17 protein-coding genes are annotated in these 23,523 nt (G+C 74.3%); 8 read left to right on the top strand and 9 right to left on the bottom strand.

Annotated features, from left to right (window positions below; all coding sequences use genetic code 11):
* Positions 1 to 96: 96 nt before the first annotated feature.
* Positions 97 to 2,256 carry an MMPL family transporter gene (locus tag ACWEPF_RS26320; RefSeq protein WP_452174453.1) on the bottom strand — a complete coding sequence of 720 codons (2,160 nt, stop codon included), beginning with the start codon at positions 2,254 to 2,256 and terminating at the stop codon, positions 97 to 99.
* 447 nt (positions 2,257 to 2,703) lie between these two features.
* Here ACWEPF_RS26320 and ACWEPF_RS26315 point away from each other — a divergent pair, with 447 nt between their 5' ends.
* Together ACWEPF_RS26315 and ACWEPF_RS26310 are read left to right on the top strand one after the other, a co-directional pair.
* Positions 2,704 to 3,588 carry a phosphotransferase enzyme family protein gene (locus tag ACWEPF_RS26315; RefSeq protein WP_452174452.1) on the top strand — a complete coding sequence of 295 codons (885 nt, stop codon included), beginning with the start codon at positions 2,704 to 2,706 and terminating at the stop codon, positions 3,586 to 3,588.
* A 468-nt stretch (positions 3,589 to 4,056) separates the two neighbouring features.
* On the top strand, positions 4,057 to 4,641 hold the full coding sequence (locus ACWEPF_RS26310) for a polysaccharide deacetylase family protein (RefSeq protein WP_452174451.1): 585 nt from the start codon (positions 4,057 to 4,059) through the stop codon (positions 4,639 to 4,641).
* 27 nt (positions 4,642 to 4,668) lie between these two features.
* Here the strand turns inward: ACWEPF_RS26310 and ACWEPF_RS26305 are convergent, their stop codons facing one another.
* The 5 genes from ACWEPF_RS26305 to ACWEPF_RS26285 form a co-directional block, all read right to left on the bottom strand.
* Entirely contained in the window at positions 4,669 to 5,799 is a 1,131-nt protein-coding gene (locus tag ACWEPF_RS26305) for a serine hydrolase domain-containing protein (protein ID WP_452174450.1), read from the bottom strand.
* Between the two features lie 58 nt (positions 5,800 to 5,857).
* Complete coding sequence (locus ACWEPF_RS26300; protein WP_452174449.1) at positions 5,858 to 6,952, bottom strand: alpha/beta hydrolase; 1,095 nt, start codon at positions 6,950 to 6,952, stop codon at positions 5,858 to 5,860.
* Positions 6,953 to 7,076: 124 nt separating this feature from the next.
* Entirely contained in the window at positions 7,077 to 9,506 is a 2,430-nt protein-coding gene (locus ACWEPF_RS26295) for a helix-turn-helix domain-containing protein (protein ID WP_452174448.1), read from the bottom strand.
* 243 nt (positions 9,507 to 9,749) lie between these two features.
* Complete coding sequence (locus ACWEPF_RS26290) at positions 9,750 to 10,451, bottom strand: exonuclease domain-containing protein (protein ID WP_452174447.1); 702 nt, start codon at positions 10,449 to 10,451, stop codon at positions 9,750 to 9,752.
* 105 nt (positions 10,452 to 10,556) lie between these two features.
* A complete protein-coding gene (locus ACWEPF_RS26285) occupies positions 10,557 to 11,774 on the bottom strand; it encodes an SAV2148 family HEPN domain-containing protein (protein ID WP_345284214.1) in 1,218 nt (405 codons plus the stop codon).
* A gap of 360 nt (positions 11,775 to 12,134) precedes the next feature.
* Here ACWEPF_RS26285 and glgX point away from each other — a divergent pair, with 360 nt between their 5' ends.
* Entirely contained in the window at positions 12,135 to 14,252 is a 2,118-nt protein-coding gene (glgX, locus tag ACWEPF_RS26280) for a glycogen debranching protein GlgX (protein WP_452174446.1), read from the top strand.
* Positions 14,253 to 14,264: 12 nt separating this feature from the next.
* Here glgX and ACWEPF_RS26275 read toward each other — a convergent pair whose 3' ends face one another.
* A complete protein-coding gene (locus ACWEPF_RS26275) occupies positions 14,265 to 15,092 on the bottom strand; it encodes an SDR family NAD(P)-dependent oxidoreductase (protein WP_452174445.1) in 828 nt (275 codons plus the stop codon).
* A gap of 141 nt (positions 15,093 to 15,233) precedes the next feature.
* Between ACWEPF_RS26275 and ACWEPF_RS26270 the strand changes: the two genes are divergently transcribed.
* From ACWEPF_RS26270 to treZ, 3 genes are all read left to right on the top strand, one after another.
* Positions 15,234 to 15,824: a TetR/AcrR family transcriptional regulator gene (locus tag ACWEPF_RS26270; protein WP_452174444.1), complete on the top strand. Its 591-nt coding sequence runs from the start codon at positions 15,234 to 15,236 to the stop codon at positions 15,822 to 15,824.
* A 94-nt stretch (positions 15,825 to 15,918) separates the two neighbouring features.
* Positions 15,919 to 18,522, top strand: coding sequence for an alpha-amylase family glycosyl hydrolase (locus ACWEPF_RS26265; protein WP_452174443.1), 2,604 nt, complete (start codon positions 15,919 to 15,921; stop codon positions 18,520 to 18,522).
* A 46-nt stretch (positions 18,523 to 18,568) separates the two neighbouring features.
* Positions 18,569 to 20,293: a malto-oligosyltrehalose trehalohydrolase gene (gene treZ, locus ACWEPF_RS26260; RefSeq protein WP_452174442.1), complete on the top strand. Its 1,725-nt coding sequence runs from the start codon at positions 18,569 to 18,571 to the stop codon at positions 20,291 to 20,293.
* Positions 20,294 to 20,333: 40 nt separating this feature from the next.
* Here the strand turns inward: treZ and ACWEPF_RS26255 are convergent, their stop codons facing one another.
* Complete coding sequence (locus ACWEPF_RS26255; protein ID WP_452174441.1) at positions 20,334 to 21,239, bottom strand: transketolase family protein; 906 nt, start codon at positions 21,237 to 21,239, stop codon at positions 20,334 to 20,336.
* 26 nt (positions 21,240 to 21,265) lie between these two features.
* Positions 21,266 to 21,970 carry a transketolase gene (locus ACWEPF_RS26250; protein ID WP_452174440.1) on the bottom strand — a complete coding sequence of 235 codons (705 nt, stop codon included), beginning with the start codon at positions 21,968 to 21,970 and terminating at the stop codon, positions 21,266 to 21,268.
* 81 nt (positions 21,971 to 22,051) lie between these two features.
* On the opposite strand from ACWEPF_RS26250, the gene soxR reads away from it, so the two are divergent.
* Together soxR and ACWEPF_RS26240 are read left to right on the top strand one after the other, a co-directional pair.
* Entirely contained in the window at positions 22,052 to 22,540 is a 489-nt protein-coding gene (soxR, locus tag ACWEPF_RS26245; protein WP_452174439.1) for a redox-sensitive transcriptional activator SoxR, read from the top strand.
* A gap of 76 nt (positions 22,541 to 22,616) precedes the next feature.
* Positions 22,617 to 23,471, top strand: coding sequence for an SAM-dependent methyltransferase (locus ACWEPF_RS26240; protein ID WP_452174438.1), 855 nt, complete (start codon positions 22,617 to 22,619; stop codon positions 23,469 to 23,471).
* The last annotated feature ends 52 nt before the right edge of the window (positions 23,472 to 23,523 follow it).

Below are 23,523 nucleotides of genomic sequence, written 5' to 3'. Positions count from 1 at the left end.
CGGCGCCGAGCACCACCACCTTGGAGGTGAGGTAGGCGGATCTGGACAGGCCGGTGGCCCGTTCCCGCCGGTGCGGGTGCTACGGCCTGCGGCGCCTCAGTGGCGGCCGGCCGGCTCCGGGTTCCGCACGTCCGCCGGCTCGGCGCCGTGGCCGGGCAGCTGGGCGTGCCCCGGCCACCAGGCCCACTTGCCGAGCAGCGCGGTCAGCGCCGGGGTGAAGAACAGCGACATCACGAAGGCCGAGACGATGATGCCGAAGGCCACCGAGAAGCCGATCTCGCTGAAGAAGATGTTCCCCGCCAGCAGCATGGTGCCGAAGGTGGCCGCCAGGATGAAGCCGGCCGCCGCGATGGTCGGGCCGCCGTGACGGATCGCCAACGAGGCCGCGCTGCGCGGGTCGTGGCCCTCGGCCGCCTCCTCCCGCAGACGGGCGATCATCAGGATGTTGTAGTCGGTGCCGATGGCCACCACGAACAGGTAGATGAGCATCGGGAGCATGAACATCACGCCCGTCTCGCCCTGGACGTGCTGGAACATCAGGCTGGTGGCGCCGACGGTGGCGGTGAAGCCGAGGCCGACGGCCGCCATCAGGTACCAGGGGGCCACCACGCTGCGCAGCAGCAGGCCGAGGATCAGCATGATCAGGACGGCCGCGACCGGGAAAACCAGCGAGTAGTCGCGGGCCATCGCGGAGTTGATGTCCTTGTAGATCGAGGTCACGCCGCCGACCAGGGCGTCGGTGCCGGTCGGGGTCTTGGCGTGGGCGACGTCACGCAGGTCGGTCACGGTCGCGATGGCCTCGTTGGTGGCCGGGGCGTCCTTGAGCATGACGGTGAAGTCGGCGACCGTGCCGTCCTTGCTGACCTCGGGCTTCGGCACGACCGTGGCCACGCCGGGGACCTTGCCCAGCTCGGCGACGTACGCCGGGAAGGCGGCCTCGTCGAGCTTGGAGCCCTCCTTGGCCTTGACGTAGACGTGGCTCGGGTCGGCGGCGCCGGCCGAGAACGCCTTCATCATGGTGTCCTGGACGACCATCGACTCCTTGGTCTTCGGCATCGAGCCGGCCGCCAGGTCGAAGGTGCCCTTGTAGCCGAGCGCGGCCGCCGAGAAGGCGAGCAGCAGGGCACCGGAGGCGATCGCGGTGACCAGCGGGCGGCGCTGCACCAGGCGGCCCAGCGCGGCGAACTTGGCGCCCTCGGGCTCGCGCTGCCAGGCCTTGGACGGCCAGAACAGGACCTTCTGCGGGATCAGCGACAGGATCGCCGGCACCAGGGTGACGGAGGCGACGGCGGTCACGCCGACCGCGATGGCCAGCGAGGGACCCATGGCCTTGAACATGCCGAGGCTGGAGAGCACCAGCACGCTGAAGGCCACGATCACGGCACCGGCGGCGGAGGTGATCGCCTCGCCGACCCGGCCGACCGCGTTGACCACGGCCTCCTTCCGGTCGTCACCGGCCCGCAGGCGCTCGCGGTAACGGAACATCAGGAAGAGGAAGTAGTCGGTGCCGACGCCGAACAGCACGATGATCAGGATCGCCGAGACCGAGCTGTCGGCCTTGAGGCCGAAGGCCTTCACCGCGTACCCGATCAGGCCGTTGGCGACCATCGAGTAGACGAAGACCGAGAGCACCGGCAGGAAGGCGATGATCGGGCTGCGGAAGATGATGCCGAGCGTGAGCAGGATGATCACGATCGTGCCGAGGCCGATCAGCGCGTTGGCCAGCTCGGAGGAGTCCTTCTGGTCCAGGTTCTGGGCGACCTGGCCGCCCAGCTGCACCTTGAGGGAGCTGCCCTCACCGAGCTGCTTGGCGGTCTCGCGCAGCTCCTTCGCGCTGTCGGCGGCCTCGGGCGTGTAGGCCTTGTCCTTCTCCATGCCGATGGCGGAGAGGGCGTACTTGCCGTCCTTCGAGGTGGTCAGGTCGGTCACCGGCAGCACGTGCTCGACGAACTTGACCTTCTTGTCCTCGAGGCCCTTGACCACCTTGGCCATCGCCGCCTTGTCCGCCTCGGCGAGCGGGGCGCCGTCCGTGCGCTCGAAGAGCACGAAGGCGGAGGGCGTGAAGCTGGCGGGGAACGCCTCCTGCTGCACCACCGAAGCCCGGATGGACTCGTAGTGGCGGGGCAGGAAGCTGCTCTGATCCGTCTGCGCGGTGAGCGGCGGCGCGGTGGCGATGATCCCGATGGCGGCGACCACCCAGGCGACGATCACCCACCACGCGCGCTTGACGACGAATTGTCCGATCCGGTGGAACATGCTCGCTGTGCCTCCTGGGCATGGTTCACCGCTGCCCTTGGGGGACGGGACACGGGCGACGGCAGAGACCGGCTGACGTCTTGTTAGCCGGTCGGCAGGTAAGTGAGTGTGAGCATCCTACGAGACCCCCCGTCCGGCCGGACGAGCGGGCCCCGGTCGGTGCACCCCCCGAAGGCCGTGGCACGGCCCTGACCCATCCTGACCTGCGCGCGGTGGCCGCCACCTCCTGCTCCGGTCGGATACGCCTCCCCCTCAGGGTGGAGTTCCACCCTGAGACCGACCCTCACCGACCCGACGACCCGTCAGATCCCGCCGCGCCGCCCGGTTCCCTCCGCCCCGACCTGCCGCTTCGAGCCCCGCACCTCCCGTCCCCCGGTCCGCCCCGCGTCCCCCGACCCGGCACCGCGGAAGGCGGGGCCTGCGGGTGCGCTGGGCGATGATGCTCGGATGACCGTCTTCGACGCCTCCCGTGCCGCTGCCCTGCTCACCCGCGCCTGCGCCGCCGCCGGGCTGCCCGAACCGCGGGACGCCGAGCTGCTCGCGCTCGCGGAGAACGCCGTCTTCGACCTGCGCTCCCCCGCCGTGGTCGCCAAGGTGGGCCGGGGGACGGAGGTGGCCGGCCGGGCCCGGCGCGAACTGGCCGTCGCGGACTGGCTCGACGGCCAGGGCCTCCCCGTCGTCCGCCCCTGGGCGTCCACCGTCTTCGAGGTCGACGGACACCCCGTCACCTTCTGGCACCGGCTCGCCCCGGCCGTCCGCCCGGCCCGCCCGGCCGACCTGGCCCCGCTGTTGCGGGCGCTGCACGCCCTGCCCGCCGCACCGTTCGACCTCCCGGCCCGGGACCTGCTCGCCCCGGTGGACCGCTGGCTGGCCACCGCCGCCACCGCGGTCGCCCCCGAGGACGTCGCCTTCCTGCGGGCCCGCCGGGCCGACCACCAGGCCGCCCTCGCCGAGCTGGTCCCCGCGCTGCCCCCGGGCGTGATCCACGGCGACGCCCTCCCCCGCAACGTCCACGTCGGCGCGGACGGGCCCGTCCTGCTCGACCTGGAGACGGCCTCCTCGGACCTGCGCGAACACGACCTGGTGGTGCTCGCCCTCAGCCACGACCGCTACGGCGTCCCGGAGGAGGAGTACCTCGCCTTCACCGAGGCCTACGGCCTGGACGTCCGGGACTGGCCCGGCTTCGCCGTGCTGCGCGGCGCCCGGGAGACCGCCAGTGCCTCCTGGGTGGCGCAGCAGGCGGCCGGGAACCCGTCGGCGCTCGCGGAGTTCACCCGCCGGGTGGCCTCGCTCCGGGAGGGGGCCACCGAGGTGCGCTGGCACCCGTTCTGAGGCCGGCCTTCCGACCTTGGCCGGTTCGCGCCGGTGCGGTGCGCCGTGCGGAACCCGGGCAGGTGTTCGCCTCGTCCTTCCTGGTGTCTCCCCGCCGGTCCGCGACCCCAGGAGCCACCCGCCATGTGGACGCCCCGCCACCGGTCATCCCTGGTCCTGCTCGCCGCCGTGCTGGCCGGCTGCTCCGTCGCCCCCGTGGCCACGGAACGGCCGGCCGGCACGGTGTCGGCGTCCCCCTCCTCCCCGGCCTCCTCCGACGCCCCGTCACCGACGGCCGGCCGCACGGATCCTCCGACACCGGCACCCTCACCCACGCCCACGCCGACCCCGAAGCCGTCGAGCCCCCGACCGCCCTCCCCCGCGAAGCCGGCCTCCCCGTCGCCGTCCGAGCCACCGCCGCCGAAGCCGAGCACCCCGAGGCCGAGCGCACCGAAGCCCCCTCCCCCGCAAGGGACTTCGACCGAGCTGGTGACCTCCACCGGGACCGGCCACGGCGTCGCGCTGACCTTCGACGACGGCCCGGGGGCGGCGACCGGCCAGGTCCTGGACCTGCTCTCCCGGTACGGCGTCCGGGCCACCTTCTGCGTCACGGGCAGGAACGCCGCCGCGCACCCGGAGCTGGTCCGGCGCATCCGCGCGGAGGGGCACCGGCTCTGCGACCACAGCGTCAACCACCCCCAGCCGTTCGCGGCGCTGCCCCGGCAGCGGATGGTGGAGGAGATCGTCGACGCCAAGGCGATGATCGTCCAGGCGGGCGGGCCCGGCACCCAGGTCCCCTGGTTCCGCGCGCCCGGCGGCGCCTTCACCGACGAGAACCGGTCGGTCGCCGCCCGGAACGGCCTGCGTCCCCTCGGCTGGTCCGTCGACCCGCGCGACTGGAGCCGCCCGGGCGCCGACGCCATCCTCTCCCGCGTCCAGCACGACCTCCGCCCCGGCGGCGTCGTCCTCCTCCACGACGGCGGGGGCGACCGCTCCCAGACGGTCTCCGCCCTCGCCCGCCTCCTCCCCTGGCTGGCGGCCAACGGCTACGGGCCCGCATTCCCCTCCGTATGAGGGCCCGTCAGCCGGTGGCGCGCACCGCTAGCGGTGGCTCTCGCAGAGCGCGGTGTCCAGCAGCGTGAAGATCTGCTGCACGGGCGTGTTGTTGGTGAAGTGCACGTTGGTCATCGCGGAGGCGTACCGGCCGTCCTTGGTGGCCACCGTCTGGCTGAAGTAGCCGGGGACGCCGCCGTTGTGGCCCCACGCCTCGCCGCCGCAGGACAGGGTCATCCTGAACACGCCGAGGCCGTACGCGTCGCTGGTGACCGGGGTGGTGGCGAGCAGCTCGGCGGTCATCGCCGGGGAGAGCACCTGCCCGTTCAGCAGGGCCCGGTAGAAGGTCGCGAGGTCCTGCTCGGTGGAGATGACCGCCCCGGCCGGGCCGAACAGCGAGGGGTCGTAGTCGAGGGCCGGGCTCCAGAAGAAGAAGGGGCCGAGCCGGGCACCGTGGTAGCCGGGGATGCCCGGCGCGGGCAGGGCCCGGTCGCCGGGGGCGGGGAAGAGCGTGCGGGTCAGGCCGAGGGGCTGGATCACCCGGCGGGTGACGGCCTCGTGGACGGGCAGGCCGGTCACCTTCTCCACGATCATGCCGAGGATCAGGTAGTTGGTGTTGGAGTAGCTGAACACGGTGCCCGGGGCTCCGGCCGGGGGCCGCTTCAGTCCCTCGCGCACCAGGGTGGCCGCCTTGAAGGACCCGTCCGGTTCGGCCAGGGCGAGGCTGCCCAGCGGGTCGTAGGAGGGGATTCCGCTGGTGTGCTGGAGCAGCTGACGCACCGTGATGACGGTGCCGTCGTGGCCGTTGCCGCTCACCACGCCCGGCAGGTAGGTCGCCACGCTCGCGTCCAGCGCGACCTTGCCCTCGTCCGCCAGGGCGAGCACGGTCGCCGCCGTGAAGGACTTGCTCTGGCTGCCGATCCGGAAGTACTGGTCGGCCAGCACCGGCTTGCTGGTGTTGATGGTGCTGGTGCCGACCGACAGCTGCCAGGAGCCGGTGGCGTCGCCGGCGAAGATCCCGGCGCCCGGGCCGGCGGCGGCCTGGAAGGTCTTCAGCGCCGCGAGGGTGGCGGAGTGGTCGCCCGCCGGGGCGGCCTGGGCGGTGCCCGCGGTCAGCAGCGCGGCTGCCGCCGCCACCGCTCCGATGACGGCCGCGAACCGCTGCCGGGTGTGCTTCATGGCTGTGCTCCTCTGGGGATCGCTCGGGTCGGTACGGGGAGGCGCGGGTGACGGCCGGTCAGCCCGCTGCCGCGAAGGCCGCGGCCAGGCGCGGCACGTAGTCGGCGAAGGCCGGGGCCCAGCAGCCGTAGTTGTGGCCGCCGTTGCAGGTCGGGGCGAGCGCCGCGCCGTTGCCGTAGTCGACCAGGCGGCTGGGGATGCCCAGCGCGTCCAGCCGGTTCTTGACGTTCCTGGAGGCGACGGCGGTGTTGGCGTCGATCACGTCGTTGTTGCCGGTGTAGAGCGTGATGCCGGTGGCGGAGAGCCGGGCCAGGTTCTTCGGCGCGGCCGGGTCCACCGCCTTCCAGATCCGGTCCGCGTTGAAGACCGGGTACGGCGAGCCGAAGATCGCGTCGCTGTCGACGTAGGGGCCGTAGCCGGTGCAGTCGCCCGAGCCGGAGCCCGAGGAGCTGCTGACCGCGCACCAGGCGCCGGTCACGTTCAGCTCGGTGGCCAGCACCGCCGCCCGCACCTGCCAGATGCCGAAGTCGATGCCGCCGGACAGCGCCGCGACGTGGCCGAACAGGTCGGGCCGGCTCTCGGCGTAGTGCAGCGCGCCGAAGCCGCCCATCGACAGCCCGGTCACCGCCCGGTGCGCCCGGTCCGCGACGGTGCGCAGGTTGGCGTCGACGAACGGGACGACCTGGGTGAGGTGGAAGGTCTCCCAGTTCGCCGCCCCCTCCGCCGTGTTCTGCATCAGCCAGTCGGCGTACCAGCCCTTCAGCCCGCCGTCCGGCACCACGGTGATCATCGAGTCCGAGTGCAGCGCGGGCGCGGCGGCCACGTCGTCCACCCCACCGCCACCGCCGTGCAGGAAGTAGGCGACCGGCCACCGGCGGCCCGGGTCGGCGTCGTAGCCCGCCGGGAGCAGGATCCGGATCCGGTGCTTCCCGGCGACCTGAGGGGTCGTCACCGTGATGGTGAAGTCGCCGGGGCCGTGCACCTCGGTGGCACCGGCCAGCACGGTCAGGCCCTGGCCGTCGGCGAAGACCGGGACGGCGGCGGAGACGGCGGCGGTCGCGGGGGCGGCAGCACCGGCCGGGGCGGCACCGGTCAGGACGGCGAGCAGCACCGCCACGCCGGCGGCGAGGCGGGTGGGCATCGCGGAGGTCATCGGGGAACCCTTCGTCGGGAGGGCCCGTGCGGCGGGGTGGCACGCGGCGGGCCGGTCGTCCCGATCCTGGTGGCGGCCCGCGTCCGGTGGACAGGCCATGCCACCGGCCATCGCTGACCGGTCGTCAGGCTCCGGCGGCCGGCCCCGGGCCGAGGCCCGGAGGCGTCCGGCCGCAGCGGCCGCCGAGGTGGTGCTGCAGCCGGAGGTGCCGGAACTGGTGCACCGCACCGGTCTGCCGCAGCACCCCGCGCTGGTACGCGTCGTCGAGGAAGGCCGCCGGGTCCCACGGCAGCCGGCCGGTCAGCGGGAGCCAGATCCGGGCCAGCAGCAGCCACTGGCCCCAGGCGGTGAAGGCCAGCAGGTACGCGGCGGCGCCGCCCAGGCCGCCGACCGCCCCGATCAGCAGGCCGTCCCAGAACTCCCATTCCAACCGCCGGTCCAGCGAGCCCCGGAGCAGCTGCACCAGGAGGCGGCCGGTGAGCGCGATGGCCAGGGTGAGGGCCGGGGCCAGCACCAGGAACTGCCGGCCCACGGTGGTGCGGTTGGAGGCGAGCAGCACGGCCGGGGTGGCGGCGGCGGTCACGTCGACCGGTGCCTCCAGCGCGGCCACCAACCCGAAGACCAGGGCGGCGGCCAGGCCGAAGGTGAGGGCGAAGACCAGGACGTCGATCAGGGTGCCCTCGACGACCCACCGGTCGGCGAGCGGGGTCCCCGAGGCCACCGCGCGTTCGGTGGTGAGGGCGAGGGCGCAGCCGGTGCCCATCACGGCTCCGCCGAACAGCCCCTGACCGGCGCGGATCGCGAAGGTGCGCAGCGGTCGGCGGCCGAGCCCTCCGGGTCCGCGCCGCAGGGTCAGCCGGACGCCCGCCGGTTCGAGCGGCGCGCCGCTCCGCGAGCGGTCCGCCAGCGCGTAGACGGAGCCGAAGGCGAGCCCGGCCGCCAGGCCCAGCAGCGTTCCCTGGAGCAGGAGTCGGAACCCGGGGAGCGGGCTGAGGAGGAGGCAGAGCAGCCAGTCCGCGATCGCCACGCTGAGTCCGGTGGCCAGCACGACGGCCAGGCTCCGGGAGCGGCGGGAGAGCGAGTCGCTGAGCTGCCACCAGGCCAGGTCGCGCTGCTCGTGGTCCAGCCGGTTCAGGTGCCGGGCGAGGTGGCCGAGCCAGCGCTCGGCCCGGGCCGGGTCGGCGAACGGCGCCCCGGCCCGCCGGCCACCGGCGTCCCGCTCCGGGGCGCGGCGGCGGTAGACGGCGGGCACGAAGCCGGCCAGCAGGTGCTCCTCCAGGCTGCGGGCGGTGGGGAACCGGGTGGGGTCGAGGAGCTCGGCGGGGTCGCGGCCGGGTGTGTCGCTGTAGAGCGTCCGGGCCAGGATGACCATCAGCGGGGTGGTCAGCACCGCCGCCAGGTCCGCACCCCGGGGGTCGTGCGCGTCCCGGGCACGGCGCAGTCGCGCGAGCACCGCGTCCCAGGCACCGGCGGGCGCCTCGGCGGGACGGCCCGCGGCGGGCGCCGCCGAATCGGCGGTGGCCAGGTGGGCACGGGTGGTCCGGGGGAGGTAGTCGGCGAGGTCGTCGAGGGTCAGGTCGGTGAGCTCGACGGCACCGGCCCAGACCAGCGGTGCGTGGGCCGCTCCGACCGCGTCGGCGTACTCCGCCCGCCGGCTGGTGAGCACCAGGGGGGAGGAGGTCGCGTTGAGCGCTTCGAGGGCCTCGCGGCGCAGGCCGGGGGCCATCTCGTCGAAGCCGTCCAGCACCGGGAGCACCAGGTCGGCGTCGACCAGCGCCGCCGCCAGGGTGGCGCCCCGGGCGCTGCGGCGGGCCAGGTGCGGGTGGTCGCGCAGCAGCCGGGCGACCAGCCAGTCCCGCAGGGCGGTGGTGGACGGGTCCCAGGAGCCCACGCCGAGGATGACGGGCACCCGGCCGCCGGCCGCCGGGGCCGCGAGCAGGTCGAGGGTGAACCGGATGGCCAGCACGGACTTGCCCGAGCCGGCCCGGCCGAGGATCACCAGCCGGCCGGACGGGATCCGGCGGTAGACCTCGGCCACCGCGCGCAGGTCGCCGCCGAGGTCGACCTCCTGCGACCGGCCGCCCGGCCCGAGCCGCTGGATGTTCTCCGGACGGTCCGTCAGGCCGGACGGTGCCGCCTGCCAGCGGACCGGCAGCGGGAACGGGTCGTGGACCCGGCGCTGGGCCTCCTCCCGCCGCCAGCGGCGCCGGACCTCGGTGGCCAGTTCGAGCGCGGCCGCGGTCAGGTCGTCCGGGGCGGTGGGTACGGAGGCCGGCGGTTCGTCCGGGGCGGTGGTCGTCGCCGGCGTGGTGGGGCCGACCGGGTCGCCGGGCGATCCGGCCAGGGTCGCGGCCAGCCGGGCCCGGTCCTGCTCGCCGAGGCCGAGCGCGTCGGCGAGCAGCTGGACCGTGCCCATCCGGTGGTTGGTGGAACTCCCGCTCTCCAGGCGGCGGATGGTGCGCACGCTGACCCCGGACCGTTCGGCGACCTGTTCCTGCGTCAGGCCCGCCTCGTCCCGGAACCCGCGCAGCAGGCCGCCGAGCTTGTCCGCCACCGAGCACCTCCCCTACCGACGGGTACGAACGGCGGCGAGCCTACAGTCGGCGACCGGACGCAGACGGCCGGTTCGGTGCCCCGTACGGCGAACATGACAAAGGTCACGCCGAGGGCCCGGGGCCCTGCCGATCTGCGGCTCCGCCGCGCGGGCGCGCAGCGGAACCGCGGCACCCGCATCCGGCTGACGGTGGTTCAGCTGCCCGCGGGCCGCCTTCCGACGCGCGACCGCGGGCAGCAGCCGTCAGCGCAGGGGCCAGGTCGGGTCTATCTCCGCCGCCGGGTCCTTCTCGCGGCGCAGCCAGGCCTGGAGGTCGGCCGCCCAGGTGCGGTGCCAGGCGATCTGACGGGCGTGCAGCTGGGCCGGCGTCAGGGCGCCGACCTCGGCCGGGTAGCGCTCGCCGAGGGCGACGGCGACGCGGACCGCGGCGAGGGCGTCGCTGCCGGCCTCGTGGGCGTCGGTGAGCTCGACGCCGTAGACCTCGCAGACGTTCTGCAGGGTGCGCGAGCCGCGGCGGTAGCGGTCCACCGCGCGGTCGACGACCAGCGCGTCGATCACCGGGACGACCTCGCCACCGAGCCGGGCGGCCAGCGAGGGGCGGCCGTGGCGGGCGAGTTCGGCGTCCAGCAGGGACAGGTCGAACGGGGCGTTGAACGCCACCACCGGCCGGCCGGCGGCCAGCCGCTCGCAGAGGGCGTGGGCTATCTCCTCGACCGCGAGCGCGGCCGGGCGGCCGTCCCGCCGGGCCTGCTCGTCGGTGATGCCGTGGATCGCGGTGGCCTCGGCCGGGACGGGGACGCCCGGGTCGAGCAGCCAGTTGAGCACGCGCTCCGGGCGGCCGCCGAAGGTGTCGACCAGCGCGGCGGTGACGATCCGGGAGGTCGCCGGGTCGGTGCCCGTGGTCTCCAGATCGAAGCCGACCAGGGGCTCCTTCCACCAGCTCATCCGAGATGTCCTTCCGTCGGTGCGGTCGCTGTGGACCCCATCATCGCGTGCCCCAGTGACAGCCGGTCCCGCCGGGTCCCGTCACCACCACCCGCGCGGCCGTCCTCACGAGACCGCCCGGGAGTCTCCCCAGCTGTCCTCGAACTCCTCGCGGTAGACCTCCAGCAGCCCCGGCTCGGCCCCGCCGCCGCGCAGCACCAGCGCGGGCGACTCGATGCCCCGGGTGCGCCGCAGGTACGGCTGCACCACGCCGATGTCGCCGGAGCGGCGCCGCCCGGGGGTGCGCGGGCCGTCCACCAGGTAGGCGGTGAAGCGCGGCGTCTCGTCGAAGACCCGGATCTCGAAGGAGGCCTGGTCGCGCAGGTGGGCCCGGACCCGGCGGACGTGCATGATGTTCATCTCGATCGAGCGGGCCAGTTCGCCGCGCCCGAGGCCCAGTTCGCGCTCGCGGCGGCGGACGGCGCTGCCGGCCGGGTTGAGGAAGAGCAGCCGCACCCGGCAGCCGTCGGAGGCGAGGCGGACCAGGCGCTTGCCGGTGTAGTTCTGGCAGAGCATGCCGAGGCCGATGCCGAGGGCGTCCAGCCGGCGGGCGCCGTCGAGCAGGTCCTCCACCGGCAGGTCGCGCTGGAGCCGGACCCGGTCGGCGTGCACCGAGACCACGTCGGCGAAGCGGCCGCCGACCAGGTCCTCGACCACGTCGCCGGGCACCCCGCCGCCGCCCCCGCCGTCCAGCAGGCCGAGCAGCCGGGCGGCGGCCCGCTCGGTCTGGGCCAGCACGGTGGTGGAGAGGCTGCGGTTGCGGGAGACCACGTGCCGGGCGACCTCCAGCTCGTCCAGGGCGAGCTCGATCTCCCGGCGGTCGATCAGGTGCGGTTCGAAGCACGGCCAGTGCTGCACCATCAGCTCCCGCAGCTGCGGGAGGGTGAGGAAGACCAGCGGGTCGTCGTCGGCCGGGTCGAGCAGGTAGCCCTTGCGGCGGCTGACCTCGCGGACCGCGCCGGCCCGGTGCACCCACTCCTCGCCGGCCGGGCCGGCCGCGGCCGTCACCCAGTCCTCGCCGTGGGCGGGCGCGTAGACCGGGCGGAGCACCTCGTCCACCAGGGAGCGCAGGCGCTGCTCGACCAGGTTGAGCCAGACGTACGCGCGGCCCGCCAGCCGGACCCGCTGGTCGGCCTGCCCCCACTGGCCCGCCGTCCACGCCAGCGGGACGCTCTCCGCCGGACCGCCCTGGGCCGGGACGGTGGGGCGCCTCGGGGGGCCGCCGCGCAGCACCGCCGTCGGCGCCTCGCTCCGCCCGGAGCCGCCGTCGGCGGGGACCACCATGCGCTACCTCACACCTCTCGGCCCGCTGCCGGGCCCCACCGCGATCGGTCCGGCCGCGACCTGACGCGATCTGACGGACGATCAAGAGTACTGCCCGCAGCTGGAGGGGCGCAGCCCCTTGCGCGCACAACCCTCGCTCCGGCGAGTGCCCCGCACTCCGTCAAGTGCGCGGGAATGCTCCGGGGACGGACACTCGTTCGGGCGAACCGACGGCCATTCGCTCGTCCGAGGAGCGGTGGCCGGGGAACATCGAGCTGTGCCGTACGTCACGGCACGAGCCGTACGGGCATGCCCCGGCAGGATGCCGGGCATCTCGATTGAAGCGTCAATTCCGCTATGTGCCAGGGAAGTTGAGGCAGGATGCAGATCTGGCCTGGGCAGCCGTACCCGCTCGGCGCCACCTATGACGGAGCCGGCACCAACTTCGCGGTGTTCTCCGAGAGCGCCGACCGGATCGAGCTCTGTCTGCTCGGCGAGGACGGCTCCGAGCAGTCGGTGGAGCTGCGCGAGACGGACGCCTTCGTCCGGCACGCCTACCTGCCCGGGATCCAGCCCGGCCAGCGCTACGGCTTCCGGGTGCACGGCCCGCACAACCCCGGGCTCGGCCAGCGGCACAACAGCTCCAAGCTGCTGCTGGACCCGTACGCCAAGGCGATGAGCGGCCACATCGACTGGGACGAGTCGGTCTACGGCTACCACTTCGGCGCCCCCGAGCGGCGGAACGACCTGGACTCCGCCCCGCACACCATGCACTCCGTGGTGATCAACCCCTACTTCGACTGGGGGAACGACCGCCCGCCGCGCACCGACTACCACCGCACCGTGCTCTACGAGGCGCACGTCAAGGGCCTGACCAGGCTGCACCCCGGCATCCCGGACGAGATCCGGGGCACGTACGCGGGCATCGGCCACCCGGCGGTGATCGAGCACCTGGCCAAGCTCGGGGTGACGGCGATCGAGCTGATGCCGGTGCACCAGTTCGTCCGCGACCACCGGCTGCGCGACCTCGGGCTGTCCAACTACTGGGGCTACAACACCATCGGCTACTTCGCCCCGCACTCCTCCTACTCCTCCGGCGGCGACCGCGGGCAGCAGGTGCAGGAGTTCAAGTCGATGGTCAAGGCGCTGCACGCGGCCGGCATCGAGGTGATCCTCGACGTGGTCTACAACCACACCGCGGAGGGGAACCACCTCGGCCCGACGCTCTCCTTCCGCGGCCTGGACAACGCCTCGTACTACCGCCTGGCCAAGGACCAGCGGTTCTACGAGGACACCACCGGCACCGGGAACAGCCTGCTGATGCGCAGCCCGCACGTGCTCCAGCTGATCATGGACTCGCTGCGGTACTGGGTCACCGAGATGCACGTGGACGGCTTCCGCTTCGACCTGGCGGCCACCCTGGCCCGGCAGTTCCACGAGGTGGACCGGCTGTCCTCCTTCTTCGACCTCTGCCAGCAGGACCCGGTGGTCTCCCAGGCCAAGCTGATCGCCGAGCCCTGGGACCTGGGCGAGGGCGGCTACCAGGTCGGCAACTTCCCGCCGCTCTGGACGGAGTGGAACGGGATGTACCGCGACACCGTCCGCGACCTCTGGCGCGGGGAGAACGCGACGCTGGCCGAGTTCGGCTCCCGGCTCACCGGCTCCTCCGACCTGTACCAGAACGACGGCCGCCGCCCGATCGCCTCGATCAACTTCGTCACCTGCCACGACGGCTTCACCCTGCGGGACCTGGTCTCCTACAACGAGAAGCACAACCAGGCCAACGGCGAGGACAACCGCGACGGCGAATCGTTCAACCGCTCGTGGAACTGCGGCGCCGAGGGCCCCAGCGAGGACGCAGAGGTGGAGGCGCTGCGGGCACGCCAGCAGCGGAACTTCATCGCCACGCTCTTCCTCTCCCAGGGCGTGCCGATGCTCTCCCACGGCGACGAGTTCGGCCGCACCCAGCTGGGCAACAACAACGCCTACTGCCAGGACAACGAGCTCTCCTGGGTGCACTGGCCGAAGGCCCCGGGCCCGGAGGCCTCGCTGCTGGAGTTCACCCAGGGGATGATCTGGCTCCGGCGCGACCACCCGGTCTTCCGCCGCCGCCGCTTCTTCCACGGCCGCCCGGTCTCCGGCACCCACGACGACCTCACCGACATCGCCTGGTTCACCCCCGCCGGGGACGAGATGACCCAGGAGGACTGGTCGACCTGCTACGCCAAGTCGCTCTCGGTCTTCCTCAACGGGCACGCCATCTCGGAGCCGGACCGGCGCGGCGGCAAGATCGTCGACGACTCCTTCCTGCTGCTCTTCAACGCCCACTCCGAGCCGCTGGAGTTCACCGTCCCGGCCGACCACGGCGAGGAGTGGCAGGTGGTGGTGGACACCACCCTGCCCACCCTCCCGGCCCGCGGCACCGGCACCCGGGTCAAGGCCGGGGACACCCTCTGGCTGACGGACCGTTCGCTGATGGTGCTCCAGCGGCCCGCCTGACGCGTGCCCGGCTCAGGCCGCCCGCTCCGCCACCCGCGGGGCGGGCGGCGCCGTCTTCTCGGCGTCCCGGGCCCCGCGCGACATCCGCTCGGCGACCGCCGCCACCAGGGTGCGCGGCCGACGCGGCGTCAGATGGGCGCCGACGAGGTTGGACAGCCCGGGGGTGACGTAGGCCCGGTCGCGGTCCAGCGCGCGCAGCGCCGCCCGCACCACCGTCGCCGGCAGGGCGAAGGATCCCGTCACGGCCGCCTTCCGGGTGCCGATCACCTCGAAGAAGCCGGTCTCCACCGGGCCCGGGCAGAGCGTCAGCACCTTGATGCCGCGCCGGCGGTACTCCTGGTGCAGGGCGAGGCCGAAGTCCAGCACGAAGGTCTTGGAGGCGCCGTAGACGGCGAAGTACGGGGTCGGTTGGAAGGCGGCGGTGGAGGCCACGTTCACCACCGAGCCGCGGCCGCGCGCCAGCATGCCGGGCAGCAGCTCGTGGGTGAGGCCGACCAGCGCCACCACGTTGACCATCAGCTGCTCGTGGTCGCGGCGCGGGTCGTTCTCCTCGAAGCGGCCGCAGGTGCCGAAGCCGGCGTTGTTGACCAGCAGGCCCACCTCCAGCCCCCGCTCCGCCAGTTCGGCGCCGACCCGGCGGGCGGCGTCCGGCTCGGCGAGGTCCTGGACCAGTACGTGGGCGCTCACCCCGTGGGCCTCGCCGAGCCGGCGGGCGAGCTCGGTGAGCCGGTCGGCGGAGCGGGCGAGCAGGACGAGGTCGTGGCCCCGGGCGGCGAGCTGCTCGGCGAACTCAGCGCCGATGCCGGAGGACGCGCCGGTGATCAGGGCGGTGGTGCGCATGGGTGGACTCCTTCGATCGGGGAGCTGACGCTCCGTCATCTGATACACGACAGTATCTGATCTCTAGAAAAATGCAACAGTGGAGTATCAGTAATCACCCGGTAACGTCTCCGGGGACGACGAACCGGTCTGGAGGCAGGGATGAGCACGACCGCGGGACGCCCGCTGCGCGCCGACGCCGAACGCAGCGTCCGCGCGATCCTGGAGGCGGCGGAGCGGGTGCTGACGGAGCATCCGGCCGCCTCGATGGAGCAGATCGCGGAGGCCGCCGGGGTCACCCGGATCACCGTCCACCGCCGCTTCGCCAGCCGGCAGGCCCTGTTGGAGGCACTGGCCACCGACGCGGCCGAGAAGCTGGCGCGGGCCATCGAGGACAGCAACCCCGAGACCGCCCCTCCGCTGGTCGCCCTGCACCGCGCCACCGCCAACGTCCTGCGGGTCAAGGGGGCCTGGGGCTTCGCGCTCGGCCCGGCCGCCACCCTGAGCGAGCAGGCCGCCCGGCGCCACGAGGAGATCGCCCGGCGCTGCACCGCCCTGCTCTCCCGGATGCGGGACGACGGCGTGATCGCCGCCGATGCCGACCCCGAGTGGGCGCGCCGGGTCCTCTACGCCCTGATCGGCGAGGCCCTGCACGGCGGCCCGCTCCCCGGCGACCCGGACCCGGACACCCTGGCCACCCGGATCGTCGAGACCCTGCTGCACGGCGTCGGGCCGCGCCCGGCGGCCGGCTGACCGCGCGGCTGACGGCGCGTCACGACCTGACACGGCTACGCCGTTCGCACCAACACCGCCATAACGGGCCCGGTGGGCGGGTACCCATCACCCCATGACGTCAGCGCAGTCGCGCCCGCCCACCGCCAGCTACCGCCTCCAGCTCCAGCCCGCCTTCACCCTGCACGACGCCCGCCGGGCGGTGCCCTACCTGGCCGCCCTGGGCGTCTCGCACCTGCACCTGTCCCCGCTGCTGGAGGCCGCCCCCGGCTCCACCCACGGCTACGACACCGTCGACCACACCCGGATCAGCGAGCAGCTCGGCGGCGAGGCCGCGCTGCGCGCGCTGGCGGCCGAGGCGCACCGCCACGACCTGCGGCTGATCGCCGACGTGGTGCCCAACCACATGGCACTGCCCGTCCCCGAGCGGCTCAACCAGCCGCTCTGGCAGGTGCTCCGGGACGGCCCGGACTCCCCGTACGCGGCCTGGTTCGACATCGACTGGTCCGCCCAGGACGGCCCGGCCGACGCGCCGGAGCGCGGGCGCGTCCTGCTGCCGCTGCTCGGCGGGCGGCTCGGCGAGGTGCTCGACCAGCTGACGGTCGACGGGGAGGTCCTGCGCTACCACGAGCACGCCCTGCCGATCCGGCCCGGCACCGGGCACCTCCCGCTCGCGGAGCTGGTCCAGCACCAGTGGTACCGGCCGGCCTGGTGGCGGGTGGCGGACAGCGAGCTGAACTACCGCCGGTTCTTCACCGTCAACCAGCTGATCGCGGTCCGGGTCGAGGTCCCCGAGGTCTTCGAGGCCACCCACCGCACCCTGCTGCGGCTGCACGCCGACGGCGTCCTGGACGGCTTCCGGATCGACCATCCCGACGGCCTGGCCGACCCGCGCGGCTACCTGCGCCGCCTGGCGGCGGCCACCGGCGGCGCCTACACCGTGGTCGAGAAGATCCTCACCGGCGAGGAGCGCCTGCCCGCCGACTGGCCCTGCGCCGGCACCACCGGCTACGACGCGCTGCGCCGGATCGACGGCGTCCTCACCGACCACCTCGGCGCCGAGCGGCTGGCCACCGCCTACCGGGCCGACTGCGCGGCGGCCGAGCCCGCCCCGCCCTCCCACGACCCGGCCCACTTCGAGCCCACCCGTCCCAGCGCGGGCTCCTGGCACGACGCCCCGGCGCGCTCCGCGCCCACCGACCCGGGCGGGCCCGGCACCGCAGGAGTCCCGGGCCCCGACGGCGCGCGGCCGCCGGGCGCCGGGACCGGCGAGCCCGCCGCCGGCGACCCGGCCGGGACAGCCGGGGCAGCCGGGACGGCCGGGATGCTCGCCGAGATCCGCCACGGCCGGGCCGAACTCCTCACCCCCGACGGCGAGTTGTCGGCCGAGCTGGGCCGCCTGGTCCGCCTGGTCGGCCGGATCTGCGCCGCCGACACCGGCCTGGCCGACCACCCGGCCTGGGCGGTCCGGGAGGTGCTGGCCGAGCTGCTGACGGCCTATCCGGTCTACCGTCCCTACGTGGTGCCCGGCGAGCCGGCTCCGCCCGAGGCCGTCGAGGGCGTGAGCGCGGCACTGGCCGGAGTGCCGGCCCGGCTGAGCGGCGCCGCCGGGCTGGTCCGGGCGCTGGCCCTCGGCGAGCACGGGCGCGGCCCGGCCAAGGACGAGTTCTGCGCGCGCCTCGGCCAGACCGCCGCCGCCGTGGCCGCCAAGGGCGTGGAGGACACCGCCTTCTACCGCTTCAACGCGCTGATCGGCCTGAACGAGGTCGGCGGCAGCCCCGCCCGCCCCGGTCTGAGCCCGGCCGAGTTCCACGCCTGGTACGGCTACCTGGACGCGCACCGGCCGCACTCCATGACCGCCCTCTCCACCCACGACACCAAGCGCAGCGCCGACGCCCGGGCCCGCCTCGCCGTGCTCGCCGAGCTGCCCGGGCGCTGGGCCGCCGAGTGCGCGGCCTGGACCACCGCCGCCGGGCCCTGCCCGGACCGGCCCACCGCCTGGCTGCTCTGGCAGACCCTGGTGGCCGCCTGGCCGATCACCCCCGAGCGGCTCGGCTCCACCCTGCTCAAGTCCGTCCGCGAGGCCAAGCTCGCCACCTCCTGGACCGACCCCGACGAGCGGTACGAGCGGGCCGTGCTCGACCACGCCCGGGCCGCCCTGGCCAACGCCTCCCTCCGCCCCCGGATCGAGGGCTTCGTCGACTCGATCGCCCCCTACGCGCGCAGCAACTCGCTCGCCGCCGCCCTCCTCCACCTCACCGGCCCCGGCGTGCCCGACCTCTACCAGGGCAGCGAGGAGCCGCTGCACACCCTGGTCGACCCGGACAACCGCGCCCCCGTCGACCTGGACGCCCTGGCCGTCCGCCTCACCGACTCCGCTGCTCCCCGGCACGGCGACCCGGCACGGGAGAAGCTCCACCTCACCACCACCGCCCTCCACCTGCGCCGGGCCGGGGAGCCGGGCCCCTACCGCCCGCTGGCCGCCGTCGGCCCGGCCGCCGGCCACCTGCTCGCCTTCGCCCGGGGCGGGCGCACCGTCACCGCCGTGACCAGGCTGCCGTACGGGCTGGAGCGCTCCGGCGGCTGGCGCACCACCACGCTGGAGCTGCCGCCGGGCACCTGGCACGAGGAGCTGACGCAACGTCGGTTCGGAGGCGGACAAGTACCGGTGGCCGAGCTGTTCGCCACCCTTCCCGTCGCCCTCCTGGTCCAGACTTGACCGCCGGCCCGGGCCGGACCCACGACCGCAGCACGAGGAGCGCCCTGTGACGCAGTACCAGGTCTGGGCGCCGGTGGCGTCCCGGGTGGAGGTCGAGGTGGACGGCGACGCCCACCCCATGGCGCCCTGGCCCGGCCGGGCCGGCTGGTGGCGGGCCGAGGCGCCGGAGGGCGACTACGGCTTCCGCCTCGACGGCGGCCGCCCGCTGCCCGACCCGCGCTCGCCCCGCCAGCCGTACGGGCCGGACGGCCTCAGCCGCCCCGTGGACCACGCCGCCTTCCACTGGTCCGACACCCCCTGGCAGGGCCGGGCGCTGCCCGGGGCCGTGGTGTACGAGCTGCACGTGGGCACCTTCACGCCCGGCGGCACCTTCGCCTCGGCCGCCGAGCGCCTCGACCACCTGGTCGAACTGGGCGTGGACTTCGTGGAGTTGCTCCCCGTCTGCCCCTTCCCCGGGCGGCACGGCTGGGGCTACGACGGGGTCTCGCTCTGGGCGGTGCACGAGCCCTACGGCGGACCGGAGGGGCTCAAGCGCTTCGTCGACGCGGCGCACCGCAAGGGCATCGGGGTGGTCCTCGACGTGGTGCACAACCACCTCGGGCCCTCCGGCAACTACCTCCCGGCCTTCGGCCCGTACTTCACCGACCGCCACCACACCCCCTGGGGCGCGGCGGTGAACCTGGACGCCCCCGGCTCCGATGAGGTCCGCGCCTACCTGATCGGCAGCGCGCTGGCCTGGCTGCGGGACTACCGGATCGACGGGCTGCGCCTCGACGCGGTGCACGCCCTGGCCGACGACCGGGCCTACCCCTTCCTGGAGGAACTCGCGGTCGAGGTCGAGAAGTTGGGGGCAGCCACCGGGCGGCCGCTGTTCCTGGTCGCCGAGTCCGACCTCAACGACCCGCGCACCACCAACCCCCGGCAGTCCGGCGGCCTCGGCCTGACCGCCCAGTGGAGCGACGACTTCCACCACGCGCTGCACGCCGCCCTCACCGGTGAGTCCCAGGCGTACTACGGCGACTTCGCCGCCGCACCGCTCGCCGCCGTGGCCAAGACCCTCACCAAGGGCTTCTTCCACGACGGGAGTTGGTCCTCGTTCCGGGGGCGCAGCCACGGCCGCCCGTTCCCCGCCGCCTTCGGCCACCGGCTGCTCGGCTACACCCAGACCCACGACCAGATCGGCAACCGCGCGCTGGGCGACCGGCTCTCCGCCACCCTCTCCCCCGGCCGGCTGGCAGCGGGGGCGGCGCTGGTGCTCACCTCGCCGTTCACCCCGATGCTCTTCATGGGCGAGGAGTGGGGCGCCGCCACCCCCTGGCAGTACTTCACCAGCCACCCGGACCCGGAGCTGGCCGAGGCCGTCCGGCAGGGCCGGCGCCGCGAGTTCACCTCCCACGGCTGGGCCGCCGAGGACGTCCCCGACCCGCAGGCCCCCGCCACCGTCCTGGTCTCCACCCTCGACTGGACCGAGCCCGGCGCCCGCCACCACGCCGAACTCCTCGACTGGTACCGCACCTTGATCCGTCTGCGGCGCGCCCACCCCGCCCTCGTCGACCCCGACCTCTCGGCCGTCCGGGTCGACGTCGACGAGCTCGGCCGCTGGCTGGTTGTCCACCGCGGCCCCCACCGCCTCGCGGTCAACCTCGCCCCCGAGGACCGCCTCCTCCCCGTCCCCCCGGGCACCCCCCTGGCCACCTTCGGCAAGGCCGAACAGACCCCGGACGGCCTCCTGTTGGGCCCGGACTCGACCGCCCTCCTGGAGATCGACTGAACCACCGCAGGAACGGCTCGAGCCCCGCGCAGCGGCCCCCTCACCGCAGGAACGCCGCGATCCTCGCCCGCAGCCCCGCCGCGTCCAGCCCGTAGGCGGCCAGGTGCTCCGGGATCGTCCCGTAGTGCCGGTGCTCCTCCTTCGGCACGCCCAGCCCCAGCACCCGGTGCGGCAGTTCCGCCAGCGCGTCGTTGGCCTCCCCGACCGAGGTGCCCGCCAGGTAGGGCTCGACCAGCACCACGTCCGCCGGCCCGTCCCCGACCGCCGCCCGCAGCGCCGCCCCGTCGAAGGGCCGCACCGTCGCCGCGTAGAGCACCGTCACGTCCAGCCCCTCGGTGGCCGCGAGCACCGCGTCCAGCATCGGCCCGACCGCGAGCACCACCCCGCGCCGCCCCTGCCGCACGGTCAGGAACCTGCCCGGCGCGACCGGCATCGCCTCCGCGTTCCGGTGCACCGACAGCCGGACGTACACCTTCTCGTCGCCGTCCGCCGCCGCGTGCCGCAGCAGCCGCTCCGCCTCGTCCGGATGGCCCGGCACGTGCACCGTCCAGCCCGGCAGGGTGTCCAGCAGGGCGACGTCCCCCGGCGCCATGTGGGTACGACCCCCGGCCGGCCAGTCGTACGAGCCCGCCGCGCTGACCAGCACCGCGCCGACGCCCTGGTGGCCCAGGTCCAACTTGACCTGCTCGAAGGGCCGTTCCACCAGGAAGCTGGCGAAGGTGTGGGCGATCGGACGCAGCCCGGCCAGCGCCAGCCCGCCCGTCACGCCGATCAGCAGCTGCTCCCGGATGCCGACGTTGATCACCCGGTCCGGGTGCCGGGCGGCCTCCGCCTCCAGGCTGGCGGCGCTGATGTCGGCCAGCACCACGGCCAACCTCGGGTCCTGCTCAAGCAGTTCACCGGTGATCCCGATGAAGCGGTCGCGCATGGTCTCGGTGGTCTCCATCGTTCCCTCTCCCCTGTTCCTCTTCGTCAGTTCTTGGGCTCGACCCGGGCGATCACCGCGCGCGGCCGCCCGTCGTGCGGGGCGGTGAACGCCCGGTGCAGCGCCTCGTGGTCCCGGCCGTCCACCGTGACCGCCGACCAGCCCTCGGCCTCGAAGCGGGAGGCGATCCCGCCCCGCCAGCCGTGCGTGGCCGAGGAGTTGTCGATCACCACGGCGTGCAGCCGGTCCAGTCCGGTCGCTCCGGCGAAGGCGACCGCCTCGTGGTTGCTGCCCTCGTCGAACTCGGCGTCGCCGAGCAGCACCCAGACCGCCGGGCCGGTCAGCCCCTGGGCCCGCAGGCCGAGCGCGGTGCCCACCGCCAGCGGCAGGCCGTGGCCGAGCGAGCCGGAGCCGATCTCGACGCCCGGCACCAGCAGGCGGTCCGGGTGGTGCCCGAGCGGGGAGTCGTAGGCGCCGAAGCTCGGCAGCACCGCCGGGTCCAGGAAGCCCTTGGCGGCGAGCACGGCGTAGTAGGCCATCGGGCCGTGGCCCTTGGAGAGCAGGAAGCGGTCCCGCTCGGGGTCCTCCAGGGTCTGCGGGGAGACCCGGAGCACCCGGTCGTAGAGCACCCAGAGCACGTCCAGGGTGGAGGTCGCGGCCGGGCCGTGCTTCTCGGCGCCGGTCATCAGGGCCATCAGGTCGGCCAGGTCGTGGTGTCCGTAACTCTGCGGTGCGGTGGCTGCGGAGGTCATGGACAGAAGCGTGCAAGGTGAAGCGCACTTCAAGTCAAGCCGCCCCCGACCGGCCTCCGGAGGACCGTTAGTGTTCCGCCCATGGCGCTCTCCCGGCACGACCTCCTCACCATCGGCGAACTCTCCGCCCGCAGCGGCCTGGCCACCTCCGCGCTGCGCTACTACGAGAAGCTCGGCCTGATCCACGCCGAACGCACCGCCGGCGGCCAGCGCCGCTACGCCCGGGCCACCCTGCGCCGGGTCGCCTTCGTCCGGGCCGCCCAGCGGGTCGGGCTCTCGCTGGACGAGGCCCGCACCGCGCTCGACCGGCTCCCGGCCGAGCGCGCGCCCAACGCCGGGGAGTGGAGCCGGGTCGCCGTGTCCTGGCAGTCCCGGATCGACGAGCAGATCGCCGAGCTGGAGCGCCTCAAGCAGAAGCTCACCGGCTGCATCGGCTGCGGCTGCCTCTCGCTGTCCCGCTGCGCCCTCTACAACGCGGGCGACCGCGCGGCCGCCGCCGGCTCCGGAGCCCGCTACCTCCTCACCAGCGATCCGGCCCAGGGCACCGAGGCGTCCCCCGAACGGCCCTGAGCCATCTATGCTGCCTCTGGCACAGCCCGGCACCACGGCACCCGGCCGTCTCGAACAGCCACGGGGGAGAACAGACATGACCGACCATCAGGACGTCTCGCTGGACTGGATGTCGGGCGACCAGGACGAGGTGCGGCCGCCCACCGACCTGCGCCCCGAGGTGCCGCACCCGGCCCGGATGTACGACTACTACCTGGGCGGCAAGGACAACTTCCCGGCCGACCGGGAGGCCGCCGAGAAGGTGCTCGGACTCAGCCCGCTGGTGCGGATCAGCGCCCAGGCCAACCGCGCCTTCCTCCAGCGCGCGGTGCGCGAGCTGGCCACCGAGCACGGCATCACGCAGTTCCTGGACATCGGCACCGGCATCCCCACCTCGGGCAACACCCACGAGATCGCGCAGCAGGTGCACCCCGACGCCAAGGTCGCCTACCTGGACAACGACCCGATCGTGCTGGTGCACAGCCGCGCCCTGCTCTCCGCCGCCGGCGCGGGCAACGCCACCGTGGTCCAGGCCGACCTGCGCGACCCGGAGGCGATCCTGGAGGACCCCGCGGTCCGCAAGGTGATCGACTTCGACCGGCCGGTGGCCCTGCTGCTCTTCGCGGTGCTGCACTTCATCGACGACGCCGACGACCCGTGGGAGATCGTCCGCACCCTGGTCGACGCCCTGCCCTCCGGCAGCTTCCTGGCGGTCTCGCACGGCACCGGCGACTTCTCCACCCCCGAGCAGGCCTCCAAGGGCCCGGCCGTCTACAAGACCGCCACCGCCCAGCTCACCATGCGTCCCCGGGCCGACGTGCTGCGCTTCTTCGACGGCCTGGAGCTGCTGGAGCCCGGCCTGGTCACCGCCCCCACCTGGCGCCCGGACGAGGCCGCCAAGCCCACCGACGCCGAGACCGCGATCTGGGCGGGCGTGGCCCGCAAGGCCTGACCCGGCAGGTCAGTTGTCCTGACAGGCGCCGTCCGGAAACGTAGAGTGCTGC

It is taken from the genome of Kitasatospora sp. NPDC004289 (assembly GCF_053602875.1).
Note: the sequence above shows the minus strand (reverse complement) of the source record. Positions and strands in the feature narration are given on the sequence as shown.

Bases quoted from the DNA above. Each gene is read 5' to 3' on its own strand.
- ACWEPF_RS26255 (WP_452174441.1), bottom strand. From the start codon at position 21,239: ATGGAGACCACCGAGACCATGCGCGACCGCTTCATCGGGATCACCGGT.
- ACWEPF_RS26315 (WP_452174452.1), top strand. From the start codon at position 2,704: ATGACCGTCTTCGACGCCTCCCGTGCCGCTGCCCTGCTCACCCGCGCC.
- ACWEPF_RS26265 (WP_452174443.1), top strand. From the start codon at position 15,919: ATGACGTCAGCGCAGTCGCGCCCGCCCACCGCCAGCTACCGCCTCCAG.
- ACWEPF_RS26240 (WP_452174438.1), top strand. From the start codon at position 22,617: ATGACCGACCATCAGGACGTCTCGCTGGACTGGATGTCGGGCGACCAG.
- ACWEPF_RS26305 (WP_452174450.1), bottom strand. From the start codon at position 5,799: ATGAAGCACACCCGGCAGCGGTTCGCGGCCGTCATCGGAGCGGTGGCG.
- ACWEPF_RS26275 (WP_452174445.1), bottom strand. From the start codon at position 15,092: ATGCGCACCACCGCCCTGATCACCGGCGCGTCCTCCGGCATCGGCGCT.
- glgX (WP_452174446.1), top strand. From the start codon at position 12,135: ATGCAGATCTGGCCTGGGCAGCCGTACCCGCTCGGCGCCACCTATGAC.
- ACWEPF_RS26270 (WP_452174444.1), top strand. From the start codon at position 15,234: ATGAGCACGACCGCGGGACGCCCGCTGCGCGCCGACGCCGAACGCAGC.
- ACWEPF_RS26320 (WP_452174453.1), bottom strand. From the start codon at position 2,256: ATGTTCCACCGGATCGGACAATTCGTCGTCAAGCGCGCGTGGTGGGTG.
- ACWEPF_RS26290 (WP_452174447.1), bottom strand. From the start codon at position 10,451: ATGAGCTGGTGGAAGGAGCCCCTGGTCGGCTTCGATCTGGAGACCACG.
- ACWEPF_RS26250 (WP_452174440.1), bottom strand. From the start codon at position 21,970: ATGACCTCCGCAGCCACCGCACCGCAGAGTTACGGACACCACGACCTG.
- ACWEPF_RS26285 (WP_345284214.1), bottom strand. From the start codon at position 11,774: ATGGTGGTCCCCGCCGACGGCGGCTCCGGGCGGAGCGAGGCGCCGACG.
- soxR (WP_452174439.1), top strand. From the start codon at position 22,052: ATGGCGCTCTCCCGGCACGACCTCCTCACCATCGGCGAACTCTCCGCC.
- ACWEPF_RS26300 (WP_452174449.1), bottom strand. From the start codon at position 6,952: ATGACCTCCGCGATGCCCACCCGCCTCGCCGCCGGCGTGGCGGTGCTG.